The 17,074-nt window shown below is 53.0% G+C and carries 13 protein-coding genes, 1 tRNA gene and 3 pseudogenes; 8 read left to right on the top strand and 9 right to left on the bottom strand.

The features are described from left to right. Positions 1–138 precede the first annotated feature (138 nt). Entirely contained in the window at positions 139–852 is a 714-nt protein-coding gene (gene radC, locus TRICHSKD4_RS18760) for a DNA repair protein RadC (RefSeq protein ID WP_009468491.1), read from the bottom strand. Between the two features lie 9 nt (positions 853–861). Next, complete coding sequence (gene map / locus TRICHSKD4_RS18755) at positions 862–1,692, bottom strand: type I methionyl aminopeptidase (protein WP_009468490.1); 831 nt, start codon at positions 1,690–1,692, stop codon at positions 862–864. A 206-nt stretch (positions 1,693–1,898) separates the two neighbouring features. Here map and TRICHSKD4_RS18750 point away from each other — a divergent pair. The 6 genes from TRICHSKD4_RS18750 (at position 1,899) to TRICHSKD4_RS18730 (ending at position 6,838) form a co-directional block, all read left to right on the top strand. Beyond that, positions 1,899–1,983 (top strand) — tRNA-Leu (locus tag TRICHSKD4_RS18750). Positions 1,984–2,113: 130 nt separating this feature from the next. Next, positions 2,114–2,977, top strand: a complete 864-nt coding sequence (locus tag TRICHSKD4_RS31285; RefSeq protein WP_009468488.1) for a DUF6538 domain-containing protein — start codon at positions 2,114–2,116, stop codon at positions 2,975–2,977. Between the two features lie 3 nt (positions 2,978–2,980). Then, positions 2,981–3,592, top strand: coding sequence for a tyrosine-type recombinase/integrase (locus TRICHSKD4_RS31280; protein WP_009468487.1), 612 nt, complete (start codon positions 2,981–2,983; stop codon positions 3,590–3,592). 13 nt (positions 3,593–3,605) lie between these two features. Next, positions 3,606–3,887, top strand: a complete 282-nt coding sequence (locus tag TRICHSKD4_RS18740; protein WP_009468486.1) for a hypothetical protein — start codon at positions 3,606–3,608, stop codon at positions 3,885–3,887. An 83-nt stretch (positions 3,888–3,970) separates the two neighbouring features. After that, positions 3,971–6,244: a hypothetical protein gene (locus TRICHSKD4_RS18735; RefSeq protein ID WP_009468485.1), complete on the top strand. Its 2,274-nt coding sequence runs from the start codon at positions 3,971–3,973 to the stop codon at positions 6,242–6,244. A gap of 51 nt (positions 6,245–6,295) precedes the next feature. Further along, on the top strand, positions 6,296–6,838 hold the full coding sequence (locus TRICHSKD4_RS18730) for a hypothetical protein (RefSeq protein ID WP_009468484.1): 543 nt from the start codon (positions 6,296–6,298) through the stop codon (positions 6,836–6,838). 3 nt (positions 6,839–6,841) lie between these two features. Here the strand turns inward: TRICHSKD4_RS18730 and TRICHSKD4_RS30345 are convergent. Continuing rightward, positions 6,842–7,135, bottom strand: a pseudogene (locus TRICHSKD4_RS30345) (transposase); the annotation flags it as partial. A gap of 138 nt (positions 7,136–7,273) precedes the next feature. Between TRICHSKD4_RS30345 and TRICHSKD4_RS18720 the strand changes: the two are divergent. Beyond that, positions 7,274–8,532, top strand: a pseudogene (locus TRICHSKD4_RS18720) (IS110 family transposase). Between the two features lie 234 nt (positions 8,533–8,766). On the opposite strand, the pseudogene TRICHSKD4_RS29555 reads toward TRICHSKD4_RS18720, so the two are convergent. Together TRICHSKD4_RS29555 and TRICHSKD4_RS18705 are read right to left on the bottom strand one after the other, a co-directional pair. Continuing rightward, positions 8,767–9,599, bottom strand: a pseudogene (locus TRICHSKD4_RS29555) (IS3 family transposase); the annotation flags it as partial. Between the two features lie 53 nt (positions 9,600–9,652). Continuing rightward, positions 9,653–11,431, bottom strand: coding sequence for a type IV secretory system conjugative DNA transfer family protein (locus tag TRICHSKD4_RS18705; RefSeq protein WP_009468480.1), 1,779 nt, complete (start codon positions 11,429–11,431; stop codon positions 9,653–9,655). Between the two features lie 230 nt (positions 11,432–11,661). On the opposite strand from TRICHSKD4_RS18705, the gene TRICHSKD4_RS18700 reads away from it, so the two are divergent. After that, a complete protein-coding gene (locus TRICHSKD4_RS18700) occupies positions 11,662–12,768 on the top strand; it encodes a Fic family protein (protein WP_009468479.1) in 1,107 nt (368 codons plus the stop codon). Between the two features lie 17 nt (positions 12,769–12,785). Here the strand turns inward: TRICHSKD4_RS18700 and TRICHSKD4_RS18695 are convergent, their stop codons facing one another. From TRICHSKD4_RS18695 to TRICHSKD4_RS18680, 4 genes are all read right to left on the bottom strand, one after another. Beyond that, positions 12,786–14,069 (bottom strand): relaxase/mobilization nuclease domain-containing protein, encoded by a 1,284-nt coding sequence (locus TRICHSKD4_RS18695; RefSeq protein WP_009468478.1) that lies wholly within the window; start codon positions 14,067–14,069, stop codon positions 12,786–12,788. A gap of 4 nt (positions 14,070–14,073) precedes the next feature. After that, positions 14,074–14,532 carry a hypothetical protein gene (locus tag TRICHSKD4_RS18690; RefSeq protein WP_050763474.1) on the bottom strand — a complete coding sequence of 153 codons (459 nt, stop codon included), beginning with the start codon at positions 14,530–14,532 and terminating at the stop codon, positions 14,074–14,076. Between the two features lie 230 nt (positions 14,533–14,762). Beyond that, on the bottom strand, positions 14,763–15,755 hold the full coding sequence (locus tag TRICHSKD4_RS18685) for a M48 family metallopeptidase (protein WP_168157049.1): 993 nt from the start codon (positions 15,753–15,755) through the stop codon (positions 14,763–14,765). Between the two features lie 59 nt (positions 15,756–15,814). Next, a complete protein-coding gene (locus TRICHSKD4_RS18680) occupies positions 15,815–16,810 on the bottom strand; it encodes a YjgN family protein (protein ID WP_009468474.1) in 996 nt (331 codons plus the stop codon). Positions 16,811–17,074: the final 264 nt, after the last annotated feature.

The following is a 17,074-nucleotide window of genomic DNA, read 5'->3' as shown; positions in this document are numbered from 1 at the left end:
TAACCAAACCCTCAATTCAATCGAAGAAAGGGTCACATAAACGTATTAAAGAAAGCCGGATAAGGTTGGTTAATGATTTGATTTTCTCAGGTTTAGCAATGAGTTATTCTCTTATAAATTTTATACATTGAAATAATATCACATAAGTTGCATACCCCGAAAACTGACATGAGCACCGCGCGCCACGATGATGTGGTCGTGGATCTCAATTCCCAATGGTTTGGCAATTTCTACCAGTTGTCGGGTCATTTGAATGTCTGCGCGCGAGGGGGTCGGGTCGCCAGAGGGGTGATTATGGATCAGCACCAGCGCTGTGGATTGGAGCTCCAGTGCGCGGCGGATCACTTCCCGTGGATACACCGGTGTGTGATCAACCGTGCCTTCCTGCTGAACTTCATCGGCAATCAGGCCGTTTTTCTTGTCCAGAAACAGGATGCGAAATTGCTCGATCGTCAAATGCCCCATGGCGTTTTGAACATGCGCAATCACCTTTGACCAACTGTCGAGCAGTGGGCGATCCCGTATGTCTTCCCGATTGGCGCGAATGACCGCAGCATGAATGGCGTGAAGTGTATCGACGGCGACGTCGCCAATGCCGCTGACTTCTTTCAGTCGGGCTCTTGGCGCGCTCAAAACAGCCGAAAATGAGCCAAACTTCGCCAATAGGGCTTTGGCAACTTTTTTGGTGTCGCGGCGGGGCAGGGCGGAAAACAGCAGCAGTTCAAGCAGCTCATAGTCGGGCAAGGCAGGTTCGCCCCCCAATCTAAACCGTTCTCGCAATCGTTCTCTGTGACCGGCCAGGTCGTTGGGTTTTACTGTGCTTTCTTGAAAACCGGGAAGCTGGCCTGTCATGGAACTCCGTTAGACGTTGTCGAAGCCGGGTTTATGAAGGCCACCCGGCGAGGTGGTGAATATCTGACAGCCATCCGGCGTGATGCCGATGGAATGTTCAAATTGCGCTGACAATGAACGATCTCGGGTCACAGCGGTCCAGCCGTCATTCAGGACCTTCACATGTGGGCGACCTAAATTGACCATCGGTTCGATGGTGAAAATCATGCCGGGCTTTAGCTCAACGCCTTCCCCGGGGCGGCCATAGTGCAGAATGTTGGGCGTGTCGTGGAACAAAAGCCCGAGACCGTGTCCGCAAAAATCCCGGACAACCGAGCAGCGTTCAGCTTCCACATAGGCTTGAATAGCCGCGCCAATGTCGCCTGTTGTGTTGCCAGGTTTTGCCGCAGCAATTCCGCGCATGAGAGATTCGTAAGTGACATCAATCAGCCGTTCAGCTGCGCGCTTGATTTGCCCGACCGGGTACATCCGGCTGGAATCGCCGTGCCAGCCGTCTAGAATCAACGTTACATCCACATTGATGATATCGCCCTCACGCAGGGGCTTTTCGTTCGGAATGCCATGGCAGACAACGTGGTTGATCGAGGTGCAGGACGATTTGGTATAACCGCGATAGTTCAGCGTCGCCGGCACCGCGCCATGGTCCATGCCGTATTCAAAGACGAAATCATCAATCGCCTTGGTTGTTACGCCCGGCTCGACCATGTTTGAGACCAGATCCAGACACTTTGCCGTCAACTGACAGGCGCGTTCCATGGCCTCAAAATCTTCCGGACCGTACAGGCGCACCTGACCGGTGTTTTTCAAGGGTGCCTCGGCAGCATCAATATAGGAGACCATGATTTGTCTTTGCGCTTTGGTTCTGGATGGGGCACAGCCTGCCAAAATGACAAGCCGCTTACATGGGTGCCGTTGTTTCTTACCCTATCAGATACAAAGCCCGGTTTCAGATTTCCAGTGCTTTTGGCAAAAGATGCGGGAAAGTGACTTGGACCAAGCAAAGGAACTTGCGAAACGTCGTTTCAGAAGCTAGGCAAGAGCGCGAAGCGGACGTGGCGAAACTGGTAGACGCAAGGGACTTAAAATCCCTCGACTTCGGTCATACGGGTTCGAGTCCCGTCGTCCGCACCATTTACCCATATTGTATCCATTTGAAATCATTAGTTAATCTGGAATGTCACGAATTTTTCGTTGACGTTTTGGCGGATTTTACCCCAATATTTACCCCAGTTTTTACCCCAATTGCGTGTAGGAAAACGGGGTGCGTGACAAGGATCGGTTCCTGAAGTGCCATCGTTCCGGCACCTGGTATTACCGGCGGCAAGTGCCGGTGGACGTTCGGTCTCTGGTCAATCGGTCATCTCTGGAAATCTCTCTCAAGACAAAATCGCTGGACGTTGCGCGGGTGCGGCGGGATGCGATGGAGGAAGCGGATTCGCTTTATTGGGCTTCGCTCATGGGCGTTGCGTCGTCGCGTGTTGTGGGCGGTGCGGGTGGCGCTGGCGTTGGAGCGGCGATTGATCCGGCAACGGCGCGGTATGTATCGGCCCAAAAGCGGGCGCTGGCGCTCGGATTTGTCTGGAAGTCTTCCCATGACCTTTTGACCCAAGCGCCGCTGGACGATGTTCTGGAACGGCTGGAAGCGCTGGAAAGACGTTCGGCGCAGGGGGCAGGGAAAGCGCGGGCGGAGCTGGCGCTGCAATCGGATGCCGAAGCCTTGCTGGGCACGGCTCCCAAGCCATCGGTGAAAGTGTCCAAGGCGCTGGAGATCTTTCTGGATGAAATCGCGCCGGACGAGCTGACGGGCAAGAGCGAAACCCAGAAAGAGAATTACAGGAAGGTCAAACGCCGGGCGGCGGCGAATTTCATCAAGGTTGTGGGAGATAAGGATTTAGCCGCGATTACCCGCGAAGATGCGCTGGCCTTTTACGATTGGTGGAAGAAGCGGGTAACCGGCGGTCCCAAGGGTAAACGAGGTCAGAAACGGCTTTCCGGCAATTCCGCCAACCGGGACATTGGCAACATGCGCCGGATCTACGGCGAATATTATCGCCGCCTTGGCGAAGATACGCGGGAAAACCCGTTTAGGAACCTTTCCTTCCGCGATCCGAAAGCGCTGAAGTAGGACGTGCCGCCATTTGCCGTGAGCTGGATTTGCGAGAGGTTCTTGGTGCCGGTTGCCTTTGACGGTTTAAACCGGGAAGCGGCGCTTCTTTTCCTCTGTCTGATTGAGACCGGGTGCCGCCCGTCCGAGCTTTGCAACATCACGGGCGACCAGATCTATCTGGACGCCGAAATCCCCTTCATTGAAATCCGGTTTCGGGAAGACAGGGCAATCAAGACGGAATCCAGCATTCGGCAAATTCCGCTGATAGGCGTGGCGCTGGAAGCGTTCAAACGCGCGCCGGACGGCTTTGCGCGTTACCGGGACAAGGAAACCAATTTCTCGGCAACGGCGATGAAGCATTTGCGGCGCATGGATCTTTTGCCGTCTGCCAGTCACCGGGTCTATTCGCTTCGCCATTCCTTTGAAAGCCGGATGAAGGAAGCGCATCTTGATTATGAGCTGCGCTGTCTTTTGATGGGCCATGCGCTTAAACGGCCTGACTATGGCGACGGTGGGTCGCTGGCCTACCGGCACAAGGAACTTCAAAAAATCGAATTGCCGTTTGATGCCGGGCTGTTTGACAGTTTAAGCGGGCCGGACGTGCGGCGAAGGCGGCGAAAGGTGAAGCGATAAAAGGGGAAAGAGAATGCAACGGGAAAATGTCGCCCCTCAGGCGTTTGCGGCGGAAGTCTTTAAACGTGATCCGAAGCTTTACTGCGAAGCCATGGTCGCTGCCCGGCGTTTTGTCGAAACCCGCAAGCGCGCTTGGCATGAGCGTACAAAGCGGGGCGAACTGGAGGCGCATGACGCGGCTAATGCGGTGGTCGGGATGATGCAGTTTTGGGCAAGACCGACATTTGCGACGTGCCGGACGTGTCCAATCCGCCGATTACCGGGGCGCGGTTTCATCGGTAAGAGTATTCTGTGAATCGATGTCTACACTCGCTTGCTTGCAATGGCTGATTCTTCAATTTTGAGGTGTTCTATATTCTCAGCTCTAGGTATTTTAAGATGATTTTTGTGGTTAATTCCGATCAAGTTAAACGGCTGGATGAACATCAGGTCGTCGACCTCCTTCGTCGTCTCATCAGTGCTGAACTCAACAAAAATTCTATTCCTTTACGATCCGGTACAGCCCCAGCGCAGATAACTATCGCTGACGGTGGTGATGATGCTCGTGTTTCATGGTCAGGTGGACCGAATGAGACCGATTGGTTGCCAAGCGGTTTCACGATTTTTCAATGTAAAAAGGGAGTAACCTCTCCAGCTGGTCTGAAAGCGGAAACGCAGACGAAGCCCTCGCAAGGTTCCGACGAGCCAAAACTTAGCGAAGCTCTAGAGGAAGCCATTTCGCAGAGTGGTGGTTATGTCATCGTAACGCCAACTCCGGTTGTCGGCACAATCGTCGACCGTCGTGTTAAAGCTATTCAAGAAGGGATAATAGACACCGGTAACGATCCTTCCCTGCTATCCTCGATCCAAATTTATGATTGCAACAGACTAGCTGCATGGACGAATACGCATCCGTCGGTGGCGCTCTGGCTCAACGCGTTGCTGCGTGACGTTCATCTCGGTGGGTTTCAAACCTTCGAGGATTGGAGTCGCACACCTGAAATCTCTGAAATTGAATTTCAGCAAAACGGCGACACACGGTTTACTGCCAAAGGGGCGGAAATTCAAACCTGGCAAAACGACGATGCCGCGGTTGCAGAGGAAAAATCCTTTGATGAAATCCAGGAAGTCATATCCACTTTCCTCGCGACACGAGGAAATGCCGTTCGCATAATCGGACCATCAGGATTTGGAAAAACGCGCCTCGTCCACCAACTCATCGCAAGCCAAACTGCTTTGCCGCAAGATGTCTTGAGCGAGAGCCAGATTATCTATTGTCTCTACGAGGACGTTAAAGATCGGCTTCCGAATATAGCGCGCGAAATTACCGATACCGGATCTCGCACACTGTTGGTTGTCGATGATTGTCCGGATCAAGTCCATACGAAGCTGAGTGAAACCGTCCATCGGGACGGCTCCCGCTGCCATCTCATAACGATAGGCGTTGAGACTAAGGCGCAAGGCATGCGCCGCAACCTGATTGTTGAGCTCAATGCCGCGTCAAATGAATTGATCGGCCATATTGCCGAGGCAACCAACAAACAGGTCAGCGAACGGAATGCTTCCCTGATCCGCGACTTGTCGCAAGGTTTCCCAAGGATGGCGGTATTCGCATCCCGTGCTTTGGAAGGTGGAGACGAAGAACTGAGCTCGGTCGAGACCCTGATTTCGCGGATCGTGTGGGGTGAGCATGAAGTAGATCAGTCAGCCTTTGAAAGCTTGCAGCTTCTGAGTCTCTTTACAATCGTTGGCATGGAAAACGATGCCGCAGATGAACTCGAGGAGATAGCAGCTTTTTGCGGCAAGGCTGCACGACAATTGTTCAACGAATTGCAGCGCTTTGCCGAGCGCGGCGTCCTTTTTCGTCAGGGAGATTATGGCGAGGTGCAGCCGCTTCCGCTAGCGATGCGCTTGTCAAATCAGTGGCTCGAAAGCAACCCTGCGGGGACTTTAGAGGACTTGTTCCGCTCTCTCAGCGAAGAAATGAAGCTGAGGATGGTTGGACGCCTACGCTGGATGTCCTGGTCAGATAAGGTATCGAATTTCGGTCATGCTCTGCTTTCTGAGGCTTTGCCTGATGAGGCGGCTCTTGACAGTGAATTTGGCTCAGAGCTTCTCGACCGTTTTGTCCACCTTGCGCCTGACGCAACAATGGAGCACCTGAATAGGCTGCTCTCCGGAAAGACTATCGACGAACTCGTAGCTTTTGAAACAGGCCGACGAAATACGATATGGGCACTCGAGAAACTGGTTTTTCGCCGTCAGACGTTTGATGTGGCAGCCAGGTTGTTGCTGAAGCTCGGTGCCGCGGAAAACGAAGACTGGTCGAACAATGCCTCTGGTCAATTCACAGGCCTTTTCCAGCTTTACCTATCGGGAACAGAAGCTACGCCTGGGGAAAAGCTCGTTGTGTTGGATGACGGACTAGCCGATGCCGATGAACGGGTACGGAAACTCTGCGTTGATGCGCTTAATCGCATGCTCGAAACGAGGCATTTTTCTCGGTCTGGAGGCTCGGAACATATCGGAGCCGGAGAAGCTTTGCAGGATTGGCAGCCCACAATACACGGAGAGATTTTTGATTACTATCGAGCGGCTTTGTCACGCCTTGAGAAAATTGCCATTGATACCAATGATCCCAACCATCAAACGGCGCTAAATACTATTGGCTAGCATTTGAGAAGCCTTTTCTCCAATGCCGTTTTACTTGACGACTTACAGGCTATGATCGCACGCCTGCGCGAAGCCTATCCCGGATGGCATAAGGCGGCACTCGGAGTTAATGATTGGCTCTATTTTGATAGAAACGATGCCGATGAAGACTACCAACAACGGCTTCGCGCATATTACGACGAGCTTCTCCCGACTGATCCGTTGGAACTGATCCATTACTACAGCAGCGTTTGGGCAACCGATATTCATGATCCTGACGTCTGCTATGACCGCGAAGGTGAGAATGATCACCATTACGGCGAAAACAAAATTTATAAGTTGATCGATACAGCGCCTAAAGAGGCTGCCTATTTCCTGCCACTCTTGGAGAAGTTCCTGGAAAGATCGACAAATTCAGGGTGGATTGCCGTCGTTCGCATCGCAAAACACGTCGATGATCCCGAGCATCTTTTGCGGTTCTTTTTGGAATGCCTAACAACGGACATCGAAATCGCTATCGTTTCAAATCTTGTGCGGAATGTCATATCTGGCGCGGCGCAAACAAACAGAAACAACGGCTTTCGTGATCAGCCCCACCTGAGTGGTCCGTTTTGATTGTTAGTGCATGACTGGGCTTTGGTCCATCCGGACGATGGTTTCTGGTGCCGGTGGTAGGTAGCCCAAGGCGCTGTGTGGGCGTTTGGTATTGTAATGTTTCCTCCATTGTTCAATCAGGATTTGTGCTTCCTTTAAGCTGTAGAAGATTTCACCATTGAGTAGCTCATCTCGGAGGCGGGCGTTGAAGCTCTCGCAGTATCCGTTCTCCCATGGCGAACCTGGTTCGATGTACGCGGTCTTTGCACCCACAGCGTTGATCCAGTCCCTGACTGCCTGAGCAATGAACTCCGGCCCATAACACCTTCGGAATGACACTGCTTCAGAGGCTATGATTGCCTGCGCAGCCACCAAATAGCGCAGAAGGTGATCATAGCCGGGTCTCAGGTCCCTACAGTGGTTTTGCAACAAACCACACTGCAAGGGAGACCGACTATGACCGATGCCAATATTGCACAGACCGAGCCTGTTTTGGTTGCGATCGACATCGCAAAAGCTCGCCATGAAGTTTTGATTGCTGTTCCGGGTAAAAAACGCCGCCGCCGTCTGACTGTGTTGAACCAGCTCGACGACTTTAACCGCTTGATCGCGGCGCTCTTGGACTATGGTCGTCCTGTGCGCGCGGCTTTTGAAGCAACGGGCAATTACCATCGCGCCCTAGCTTACCGGCTCGGGCGCGCAGGGTTCGAAGTCAAGTTGGTGTCGTCCGTTGCTTTGGCCCGCACCCGCGAGGCTTTGAACAACAGTTGGGACAAGAACGATCCAAAGGATGCCCAGGTCATCCTGCACATGATGCAGATCGGGAACGAGCAGTTCTACCACGACCCCATGCTGTGCGGCACGAACGATCTTCAGGAACTTTCCAAAACCCACGACATCGTCTCGCGCTCGAAGACCGAGCTTTGGCATCGGGTTCTGACCCATTACCTGCCGCTGTATTGGCCCGAGGCAGAACGCTTTCATCGCAGTTCGCGCAGTGATTGGTTCTTTGCCTTCCTCGAGCGGTATCCTTCGCCGCATTTTATCTCGGCCATGGAACAAAAGGCCTTCATTGCCGATGCTTGGGAGGTCGTTGGCCGCAAGGTCTCAAAAGAGCGTTTGCTTGCAGACATTTATAAGACTGCAAAAACCTCCGTCGGCTTACCAATTACCCCAGATTCTGACGCTGTAAGGATGTTCCGGATGGTTCTCGCGGAGGGAGGTGGTCTGATCGCGCAGCGTAATCAGATTGAGGACCGCGCCGTTGAGCTGCTCAAGAACAATGCGGACTATCAGCTGCTGACATCCATTCCTGGTATTGGTCCGATAAACGCCCTGACCATATTGGCAGAAGCCGGTGACCTGCGCCGCTTTCAACATCACCGCCAGTTTCTGAAGTTTTGCGGGATGGACCTCGCAACGATCCAGTCCGGGACTTTCCGAGGCCAGACCAAACTCTCAAAATATGGCAATGCCAGATTGCGCCGTACTCTCTGGATGGCTGGTCAGGTTGCCATCCTGCAAAAGACCAACAGCTTCCGCGACAAGTTCGAACGTTACATCGCCAAGGATCGACAAAACACCCATTTGCGCCGAAAGGCCTATACCGCAATCGCTGCCAAGATGGCCCGCACCGTACACGGGATCATCAAACGCGGCGAACCCTATCGTCCCTTCTTTGAGGGATGATCGACGGCAGAAGGACCCTTCTCTGACAGGGCCGTAGAGGCGAACATTCGACCTCGTAGATAATGTTCAGGCCTTCTGCTCAACGACAGAGAGATCTCGTCTTAAGGACGGTGAGAGCCGCAAAAGCGTACTCTGTGTTTGTTATGGGAGAGACATGTTGTTGATCAAAAAGCCAAACTGACGCAAATTCAAACGTGCCGAGAATGCTCAGCACGACAATGACCTGATGCCAAAGCAGCCAGTCATTCCGAATATAGGACGTTGTCTGATCTGATGTAGGCTGGAACACCTCGCAGGATGAAGAGATCCGTTAGCACATCAATCACGTCGGTGGAGTTCAGATTTCGCTTCACCCGGATTGCCAGGCACTCTCGGGAATACTCGTCCAGGATGTTCAGTGTCCGGAACGCTTTTCCTTCATTGGTTCGGCAGTGCACGAAGTCATAGCTCCAGACATGATTGGGATACTCTGGCCGCAGCCGGACACATGATCCGTCGTTCAGCCAGAGCCGCCCTCTCTTCGGTTGTTTCATTGGCACTTTCAGCCCCTCTCGTCGCCACAGCCGCTCAACACGCTTGTCATTCACATGCCAACCAGCATCTCTGAGCAGAGCTGCAATACGCCTGTAACCGTAACGGCCAAACTCACGGGCGAGTGCGATCATATCCGCCACAAGACGTTCTTCGTCAGCACGCCCTGCTGGAGGTTTCCTCTGCGTAGACCGGTGCTGACCCAGAACACGACAGGTTCGGCGCTCTGACACGCCGAGATGCTGACGAATGTGATTGATGCAGGCTCGACGACGGGCGGGGCTCAGAAGTTTCCCTTTGCGGCCTCCGACAAGATCAACTTGTCCAGGGTCAGGTCAGACACTGCCTTGCGCAGCCGCTCGTTCTCTTTCTGAAGGCGTTTGAGTTCTTTCAGTTGGTCGGTTCCCATCCCACCATACTGCTTTCGCCACCGGTAATACGTCTGTTCGGTGATACGAACCTGCCGAATGGCATCAATGCGCGGCATGCCTTGGCCGACAAGGACTTCAACCTGCCGCAACTTCGAGACAATTTCTTCTGGCTTGTGACGTTTCGTAGCCATGTTGATCCTCCGTTTTCCTAAACATAACGATGGACCACTTCAAAGGGGGAGGATCACGCCTTGATCGGGTTCATATTCTCGATAAAGACAAGCTGGTGGTCGTCGGGCAGGCGCATCAACTCATCCGCATAGGCCAGTTTGCGCTGCTTGCCCGACACGCTCTCCGTGTCGGTGGTTGTGCTGGAATGGCTCGTATGCTGACCGTTTGAGACACCAATTGCCCGCGCAAGGGCCGTGCTGACATCCCAGACCGTGGTCACACCGCACAGCTTGGAGAAATACTCCGCCGTCATGTTATCGCGCGAGCCAAAATACTGGATCATGCCTGCATTGGAGACAAAGGTCTCCCAGCCATCCCCATAGATCCGTTTTAACTGGCTGAGATCCTGGCAGATCCCCCAGATCTGAATGCCAAAGCCCGCCATCAAGCCAAAGGCCTGTTCAACCATGGTGAGCTTGCCCAAGGCGGGCATTTCATCAAGCAGGAACAAGACGGGCTTGTCCGGTGTTTGTTCGATGTTGCGGGCATTGACCGTCAAGGCCTGCTGGATCAACAAACGCAGCCACCGCTCATGGCTGTTCAGCTTGTCGGCTGGCAAGACCAGATAGACCGACATTGCCTTGGTCTTCAGATCCTCAAACCGGAAATCCGAACGGGACAGGCTTTCGCGCAAGCGTGGGCTATCCAGAAAATGCGTTTGGGCTTGGACAGAAGCCATGACGTTGGAGAGCAGCTTTTCTTCTTTTTGCAAGCAGCGTGCCCCGGTGGAGCGGACCACATGATTGGGGGAGGCTAGCATGTTTTTGAACAGTGCATTGAGCTCTGCGCCATCCGGCAAAAGCAAATCACTCACACGCCCCAAATGACGACGCCCATCCTCATCCTTGCTCAAGGCGACATAGAGGATCAGACCCAGCAACAAGGCCTTGGCTTCTTCATCCCAGAACCGCTCATCACCCCCTGAGGCCATGATGATGGCATCGGCGAGCAACATGGCATTATCAGAGATATCGACATCGCCCGCGACAAGCCAATCAAGCGGATTAAAGCAGGCCGCTGCCATGCCGGTGATGCCCCAAGGATCGATGATATAAACCGCCTGACCCAGAGCCTTGCGGCACTTGGCGGTGATCATCGCATTCTCCCCCTTGGGATCAACGACCAGAACCGATCCTGCATAGCGCAGTAGGTTTGGGATGATGGCGCTTGTGCCTTTGCCCGATCTGTTCGAGGCAATGGTCAAAAGATGACGCACGCCTGTATAAGACAGTGGCTCGGATGTTTGGGATGATGGGTCTTGCACATATCCCAGCACAAAGCCTTCCAGTGTGAGGACACTGGCCTGCATCAGCTCAGCGATGGTCGCCCATGCAGCTGTCCCAAATGTATTGGGTGTTTGGCGGATCTTATCCATCAAACCGCCGGTCCAATAGTGAACACCCACAGCGAACGCAATGGCGCTCCCGATGGCCGCGCCCATCCATCCCAGTTGGCCGTGATCAAGAATAATCACGGCGATTAGTCCACCCAGCATGACGCCAAGTGTCACTTGGCGCAGTGGATCTTTGGCAGGGACAATCAGCCAGCCAATGACAAAGCCGATCGCCCCGGATATGAGAACAACGCTGACACGGTACATTGTCAGGTCCGGCGCATAATGCCCCAGACGTGTATGCAGCAGACTATCGAGTACGCCTGTTTGCGCTGCGATGATCATACCAAACAGCCCAAGGAACAGCCCGGTGATAAACCGTTCTGTTTTGTTCTTGAGGAATGCCGATGGTGGAAATGAACCCCCGTTGATACGAGGGATTTTGGGTTTGTCCGTCATACTCTTCTCCTTAGATGAACGGAAGTGACAACCCGTTCCAAGAAGAGCATTTTGGTCAGAAGGTCAGGCGTAAGATCAGGGGTAATCGGGGTAAGCCCACCCTAATCGGCAAGAGTAGTCGTGTTATCCCAATCCTCGCGCCCATGGCGAACGCGGATGATTGATAGAAACCTGTTCTATAAATCACAAAATAATGGTATTATGAGTTATAGAAAGGAGCCCTATAACGCATGCAATGGAACTGGCAGCACCCTGATTGGCCCAGCTTTACCTATGATCAGAGTGCATTGACAGATTTGGAAGCTGATTTTTTAAAACAATCTGGCGTGGTTGTTGGCGCTCTCAGGCATATCACTTCCAAGGACAAAGATGACTTTATCATCGATCTGATCAGCACAGAGGCGATTAAAACCTCTGCCATTGAGGGAGAGTTCCTCAATCGGGATTCCGTTCAAGCCTCTCTTCGGCGCAACTTTGGTCTGGATACAACGGCCAAGCGTGCAACTCCTGCAGAGCAAGGTATCGCCCTCATGATGACGGCTCTCTATCAGACTTATGATGAACCGCTATCGGATAAAATGCTTTTTGACTGGCATGGAATGCTGACAAGAGGACGTACAGATCTCAACGATATTGGGCGATATCGAACCCATAGCGAGCCGATGCAAATCGTCTCTGGTGCGGATTATGCTCCCAAAATACATTTTGAAGCCCCGCCATCATCCAGCGTCGCTTTGGAAATGGAGCGCTTTATTGACTGGTTTAACACCAGTAAAAGCATGTCACCGCTCACGCGTGCCAGCATTGCCCATCTTTACTTTGAATCTATTCACCCATTCGAAGACGGAAACGGTCGCATTGGGCGGGCGATTGCTGAAAAAGCCTTATCTCAAAATCTTGGGCAACCAACGCTTCTTGCGCTGTCCTATGCCATTGAATCCAAGAAAAAGGCTTACTACGGGAATTTGGAGCGCTCGAACAAGACGCTTCATCTTCAAGACTGGATTGCTTACTTCGCCAATACCATATTGGAAGCGCAGTCATATTCATTGCGGCTGATTGAATTTTTAATCGCAAAAACAAAGTTGTATGACAGGCTTCGCAAACACTTGAATGAACGGCAAGAAAAAGCCATCGCACGGATGTTCCGTGAAGGCCCTGAAGGGTTCAAGGGCGGGCTGAGCGCTGATAATTACATGGCAATTACAGGCGCCACTAGGCCAACAACAACCCGCGATTTGGCCGATCTCGTTGAAAAAGGCGCTCTCATCAAGACCGGTGAAAGGCGCTATACGCGGTATTGGCTGAATGTTATGAACTCTACTGAGGTGATGTAATTCAACTCATCCCAGTCTTACAGACTTGGCCCTCGATACTCGCGGCTGTGATCGCGTGTTTTGTCTTGCCTTTGCATGCGCTCAACTTGATCACTCATCCGCATGGCTTGAGTGATATCGCGGTAGAGGATTTGTCGATCCTTGATGTGTTTACGCCGGAGTTTGTCGAGCTCAAGCTGGATCTTGCGTCGCTCCAGCATTTGCGCTTTGACCAGCTCATCCCGTTGCTTTAGATCACGCTTGGCAGCAAGCCAAGCCTCTTGCTCGTTTTGCTTTTGCACCTTGGCGCGATTGCCCGAGACCCGATCCCAAAGACCGCGCAGGCCTGTGGTCATACGGGCATTGCGGGCGCGCGTCTCCGCTTGTTCGCGCTCCTGCTGTTTGGCTTTGAGGTGCTGGCGTTCACTGCGGTGGTTTGCTCTCATGGATAGTTTTTGATCGGTGAGCGGCTGCATGTCCTGATCATGCTTGGCATCCACCTGTTCAATATACTCATGGATATGATCGGTGACCTTGCGAGCAATCGCGCTCTTGGTGTCATCGACACTTGCAAGGCTCTCAGGATCACCCAGCTTGTGTTTGACCTCTTTGGTTTTGATCCCAAGCATGCGGGGGACAGAGAAGACCTCGCCATGAATATCAAGCGCAACAAAACTCCGCCTGTCACCCTTGGCAAGGAAATAGCCTTTGTCTTCCAGCGCATGCTGAAACGCCTTGGCACTGTCAGATCGATCCCAGGCATCGCGAAAGCTCTGTTTGATCTCCCGCGGATCAAGCTTCAGACGTTTGGCCTGTTGCCATTCGGCAAGGGTGAAGTTCAAGGGGGACTTGCCACCATCGCGGCGCAGGCCTTCGGGCAGCTCCCAGCCATGCTCAAGATACAAATCCCGCGCAAGACTCATGAGCTTGTTTTTGAAATGCGGAAGCGGAATGGCCTTCATGGAGATCCCATCAATGCGAGACCACACCACATGGGCATGGCGACGACCTTCCTTCTCATGAAACACAATGGCACGGGGCTGGTTGTGCAGGCCGAGCTTCTCTTCGGCCTGATTGGCCGCATCAATCAGATCCTGTTCCGAGGCAACAATCTCTTTGGGAGGATTGAGAGACAGCGAGAAAAAAAACTGCTCGCATTTTGTGCCCTTGGAGATGGCATAGGCTTCCGCCAATGCGCCATGCAGGTCACGGGCAACAAAACCGCGCACTTCAACCAAGGTGACATGATCATTCTCGCGGTCATTCATCAAATGATCGGCGAGATTGATTGCCCCACCGCGCTGTGAGCCTTTAAGGATCATGGCATCACTCCTCCAAACCCCGGTCAGGATCACAAGCCGCCTGATTGAAACTCTGGCGCAGGGATGAAGAGAGTGCGTCCTCATCAACCTGAAAGCCCAGAGCCCGCATCAAGAGCAAGCGCATGAGGACAATGTCTTCACAGGCCTTGCGCACCGCTGCGGGCGCATCGGCATCCCATTGGATGACACCGCTCTCGGCAGCTTTGGATAAACGCTCCAGACTCTCCACCAGCCCGCTTGATCCAAGACAGGCCAGCACTTTGGCGAGAATGACATGATCCTTGACCGGAGCCCGTGCACCACGGCGGCGATGCTTGACACCATCAGCAAACAAGACGGCTTTGATATAGGCCCCCAAGGCCATCTCACCGGCACGGCGTTCCAGCTCTTTGCGCTCACCTAAAGTCAAGCGCAGTGGAAACGGAGCCATACGCTTGGGCTTCACCTTCACAGAACCGCTCATGGGCGCGGTCCTTGGAAAGGTGAGGGTGATTGACGCTTTGATGGCAGAGGCGCATCAGAATCAAGAGCGGCAAGGGCGTCATGAATGACGGGATCATCAGAGATCTGAGCTGTCATATCCACCAGCTCATCCAGAAGATCGGGCGATGAAAAGCGTTCTAAATCCTTCTTCTCATCTGCACCAAACTTTCTTGCCGCTTATGTCTTATTGTGGGCTGATTGCCGCCCAATTCACCGATACTCTCCTGACTCAATAAAATTCTCGATGGAGTCCACGCGGTCCTTGCTGAGGGGGTGGGTGGAGTACCAGTCGCTGTCGCCGTCGTATTTTTCCAGGGCTGCGAAGAAGCGTTTGAGGCCTTCCGGGTCGTAGCCGGCCTTTGACATCAAGGTGAGGCCAAAATCGTCGGCAGCGCGTTCATGATCGCGGGAAAAGGACAATTGCAGGAGAAGTTGGCCTTCCAGCAAAAACTCTTCCAGCAAGGGGCCGGTGTCTCCGGCAATCAGCGCAATCAGGAAGTAGACGGATAGTGAGCGGTAGATCTGGCGCATGCCATGGGCTTCAACCTTGTGCCCGATTTCATGGCCCAAAACACCGGCAATGGCATCATCGTCCTTAGCAAATTCGTTGACCAAGGCGTCTGTTAAAACCACCGTCCCGCCGGGTAGTGCGAAGGCGTTGGGCCCAAATTCCTCCGGGAACTTGCGGAAATGCAGCTCAAATCCATCCCGTTGATCAGCGGGAAGCTCACGGACCAAATCCAGAAATATGCCTTGGGCCTTGTCCTGCTGTTTGTCGCTGAGTTCTGTTTCGTCTGCCAGCAACCGGTCCAGCGTCTGCATGGCGGAATAGTCCATGGCGTTGATAACCGGCGGCGGGGTGAGGGCAATGGCAATGGACACGAGAATGCCGAGGCCATATTTCCATAACAGCCATGTGCAGACGATGGTTGTCAGCACCACGGAAACGAGCCGGGGGCGGAGCGCCTCCCAACTGCGTAGATTGCGACTGAGGCCGCTCTCGTTCAACAAAATGGTGATGTCGTGATCATCTGTCTGGAACAACCAGCCATCAGCCAATGTTACGTTGACAGGGCCGGACCCGACGACATGGCCAAGATCAATTGCATTGGCCGGGCAGCGCGTGAGAAGCGTTCGGTCATCTTCGCGCAAAAGAAGCACTTCAGAGCTGTTGATCCAACAGACGAGCTCCGCCTCAAACATTTCAGAGGAGCCGGGCTTGAAGGCCCGACCCCTGATTTTCGTTTTGCCGTTGGACCGCATTAAATGGCGATGCCGAGGTCAACGCCTTCAATGTCGGAATAGGCGTCGCCAATTGCTCCGCTGTCGGCAATGATTTCACCGGCAAAGGCATCGATAGAGCCATGAGGTTCCACAAACGTGTTTTCAGCCAGGTACCGGTGCATGCGAATCTGCGCAAAGGGCAGCAGAAGGCCAAGCGTGAACACAACCATGACAAGGTTTGTGAGGGTAATTGCAAGCAGGCTACCTGCCGAGATTGTGGAGTGGAATTTGTGGTTATCCAACTTGCTGTGCCCGAAGACATGATTGCGGATCAGCGCGTGGTAGACGACCTGAGCTGCAGCGAAGAAGAAGATCAAAACAACCAGAGCAAAAATGGCTTTTGGATCAGTTTCGAAGTTCGGGACATCGCTTTCAAGCGCACTGATAAAGCTGGTCTGGCCAGAGGCAAGCAGGAAGAAGCACCCGAAGCCGATGGCGGCAATGACTACAGCCGAAATGGCTGCCACATAGAATGGCCCGATGCCGCTGTCGAAAGTGAAGCGGGATTTGCCAAGACGATGACCGCCGATTCCAAAGCGATTGGTGGAGCGCGCCCAGAAAGGTTGTGTGGTGTAGAGCGTCAGCGCCATCAGGATCGGGTAAAGCAGGTAGACCTTGTAGGCGTAGCCCATGGGTTGATCAAAATTAAAGCGAACATTCGACCAGCTGCTGTTGCGGGCATTGAATTTCGCGCTGCGCACAAGAAGGTAAGGAAGTAACGCGAGGAGAACCAAGGCCAATATCCCACCGAGGGCCGGGCTTGCTGCGTTGAGGAAGGAATAAACCAGTAGCGCTGCAATGACGATGATCCGGCCAATCAGGATTTGCTTGCCTGTGGCGTGATAGTCAAAGTTACGGCCTGCGACATAGGTGTTTTGGTAGAAGTACTTCTTAGTGCGAACCTTGGCCCAAGCCGAGTATATTCCGAGGGTTACAATGGAAGGAGGACATTGGTAATCCAAATGCCAAACCATTCCTTCGCGTTTCCTTTGAATTCGAACTGTTCAATGTTCGAGGGAGTAGACATAAAATTCTCCTATAAAAAGACAATGCGGTCCCCTTAAAGGAGTATTTCTATTGGTCAATAGTATTAATGTACAAATTACCTAAAGTTATCTTGTTCTTTTTTGTTGAATGTATTTTAGGTTGATGAATGGCTGTGAGCAACTATTTCATGTTCGGTGAATTGAGCAAGTTAAGTGATCTCTCGGGTTAAGCGGTCGCAAAGACGCGGATCT

Source organism: Roseibium sp. TrichSKD4 (assembly GCF_000148725.1).
Lineage (GTDB): Bacteria > Pseudomonadota > Alphaproteobacteria > Rhizobiales > Stappiaceae > Roseibium.
This window is presented reverse-complemented; position numbering and strand designations above follow the sequence as displayed.

What these genes read in the sequence shown, in the direction of transcription:
- radC (WP_009468491.1), bottom strand. Translation starts at nt 852, where the DNA reads ATGACAGGCCAGCTTCCCGGTTTTCAAGAAAGCACAGTAAAACCCAAC.
- map (WP_009468490.1), bottom strand. Translation starts at nt 1,692, where the DNA reads ATGGTCTCCTATATTGATGCTGCCGAGGCACCCTTGAAAAACACCGGT.
- TRICHSKD4_RS18740 (WP_009468486.1), top strand. Translation starts at nt 3,606, where the DNA reads ATGCAACGGGAAAATGTCGCCCCTCAGGCGTTTGCGGCGGAAGTCTTT.
- TRICHSKD4_RS18735 (WP_009468485.1), top strand. Translation starts at nt 3,971, where the DNA reads ATGATTTTTGTGGTTAATTCCGATCAAGTTAAACGGCTGGATGAACAT.
- TRICHSKD4_RS18730 (WP_009468484.1), top strand. Translation starts at nt 6,296, where the DNA reads ATGATCGCACGCCTGCGCGAAGCCTATCCCGGATGGCATAAGGCGGCA.
- TRICHSKD4_RS18705 (WP_009468480.1), bottom strand. Translation starts at nt 11,431, where the DNA reads ATGACGGACAAACCCAAAATCCCTCGTATCAACGGGGGTTCATTTCCA.
- TRICHSKD4_RS18700 (WP_009468479.1), top strand. Translation starts at nt 11,662, where the DNA reads ATGCAATGGAACTGGCAGCACCCTGATTGGCCCAGCTTTACCTATGAT.
- TRICHSKD4_RS18695 (WP_009468478.1), bottom strand. Translation starts at nt 14,069, where the DNA reads ATGATCCTTAAAGGCTCACAGCGCGGTGGGGCAATCAATCTCGCCGAT.
- TRICHSKD4_RS18690 (WP_050763474.1), bottom strand. Translation starts at nt 14,532, where the DNA reads ATGAGCGGTTCTGTGAAGGTGAAGCCCAAGCGTATGGCTCCGTTTCCA.
- TRICHSKD4_RS18685 (WP_168157049.1), bottom strand. Translation starts at nt 15,755, where the DNA reads ATGTTTGAGGCGGAGCTCGTCTGTTGGATCAACAGCTCTGAAGTGCTT.
- TRICHSKD4_RS18680 (WP_009468474.1), bottom strand. Translation starts at nt 16,810, where the DNA reads ATGGTTTGGCATTTGGATTACCAATGTCCTCCTTCCATTGTAACCCTC.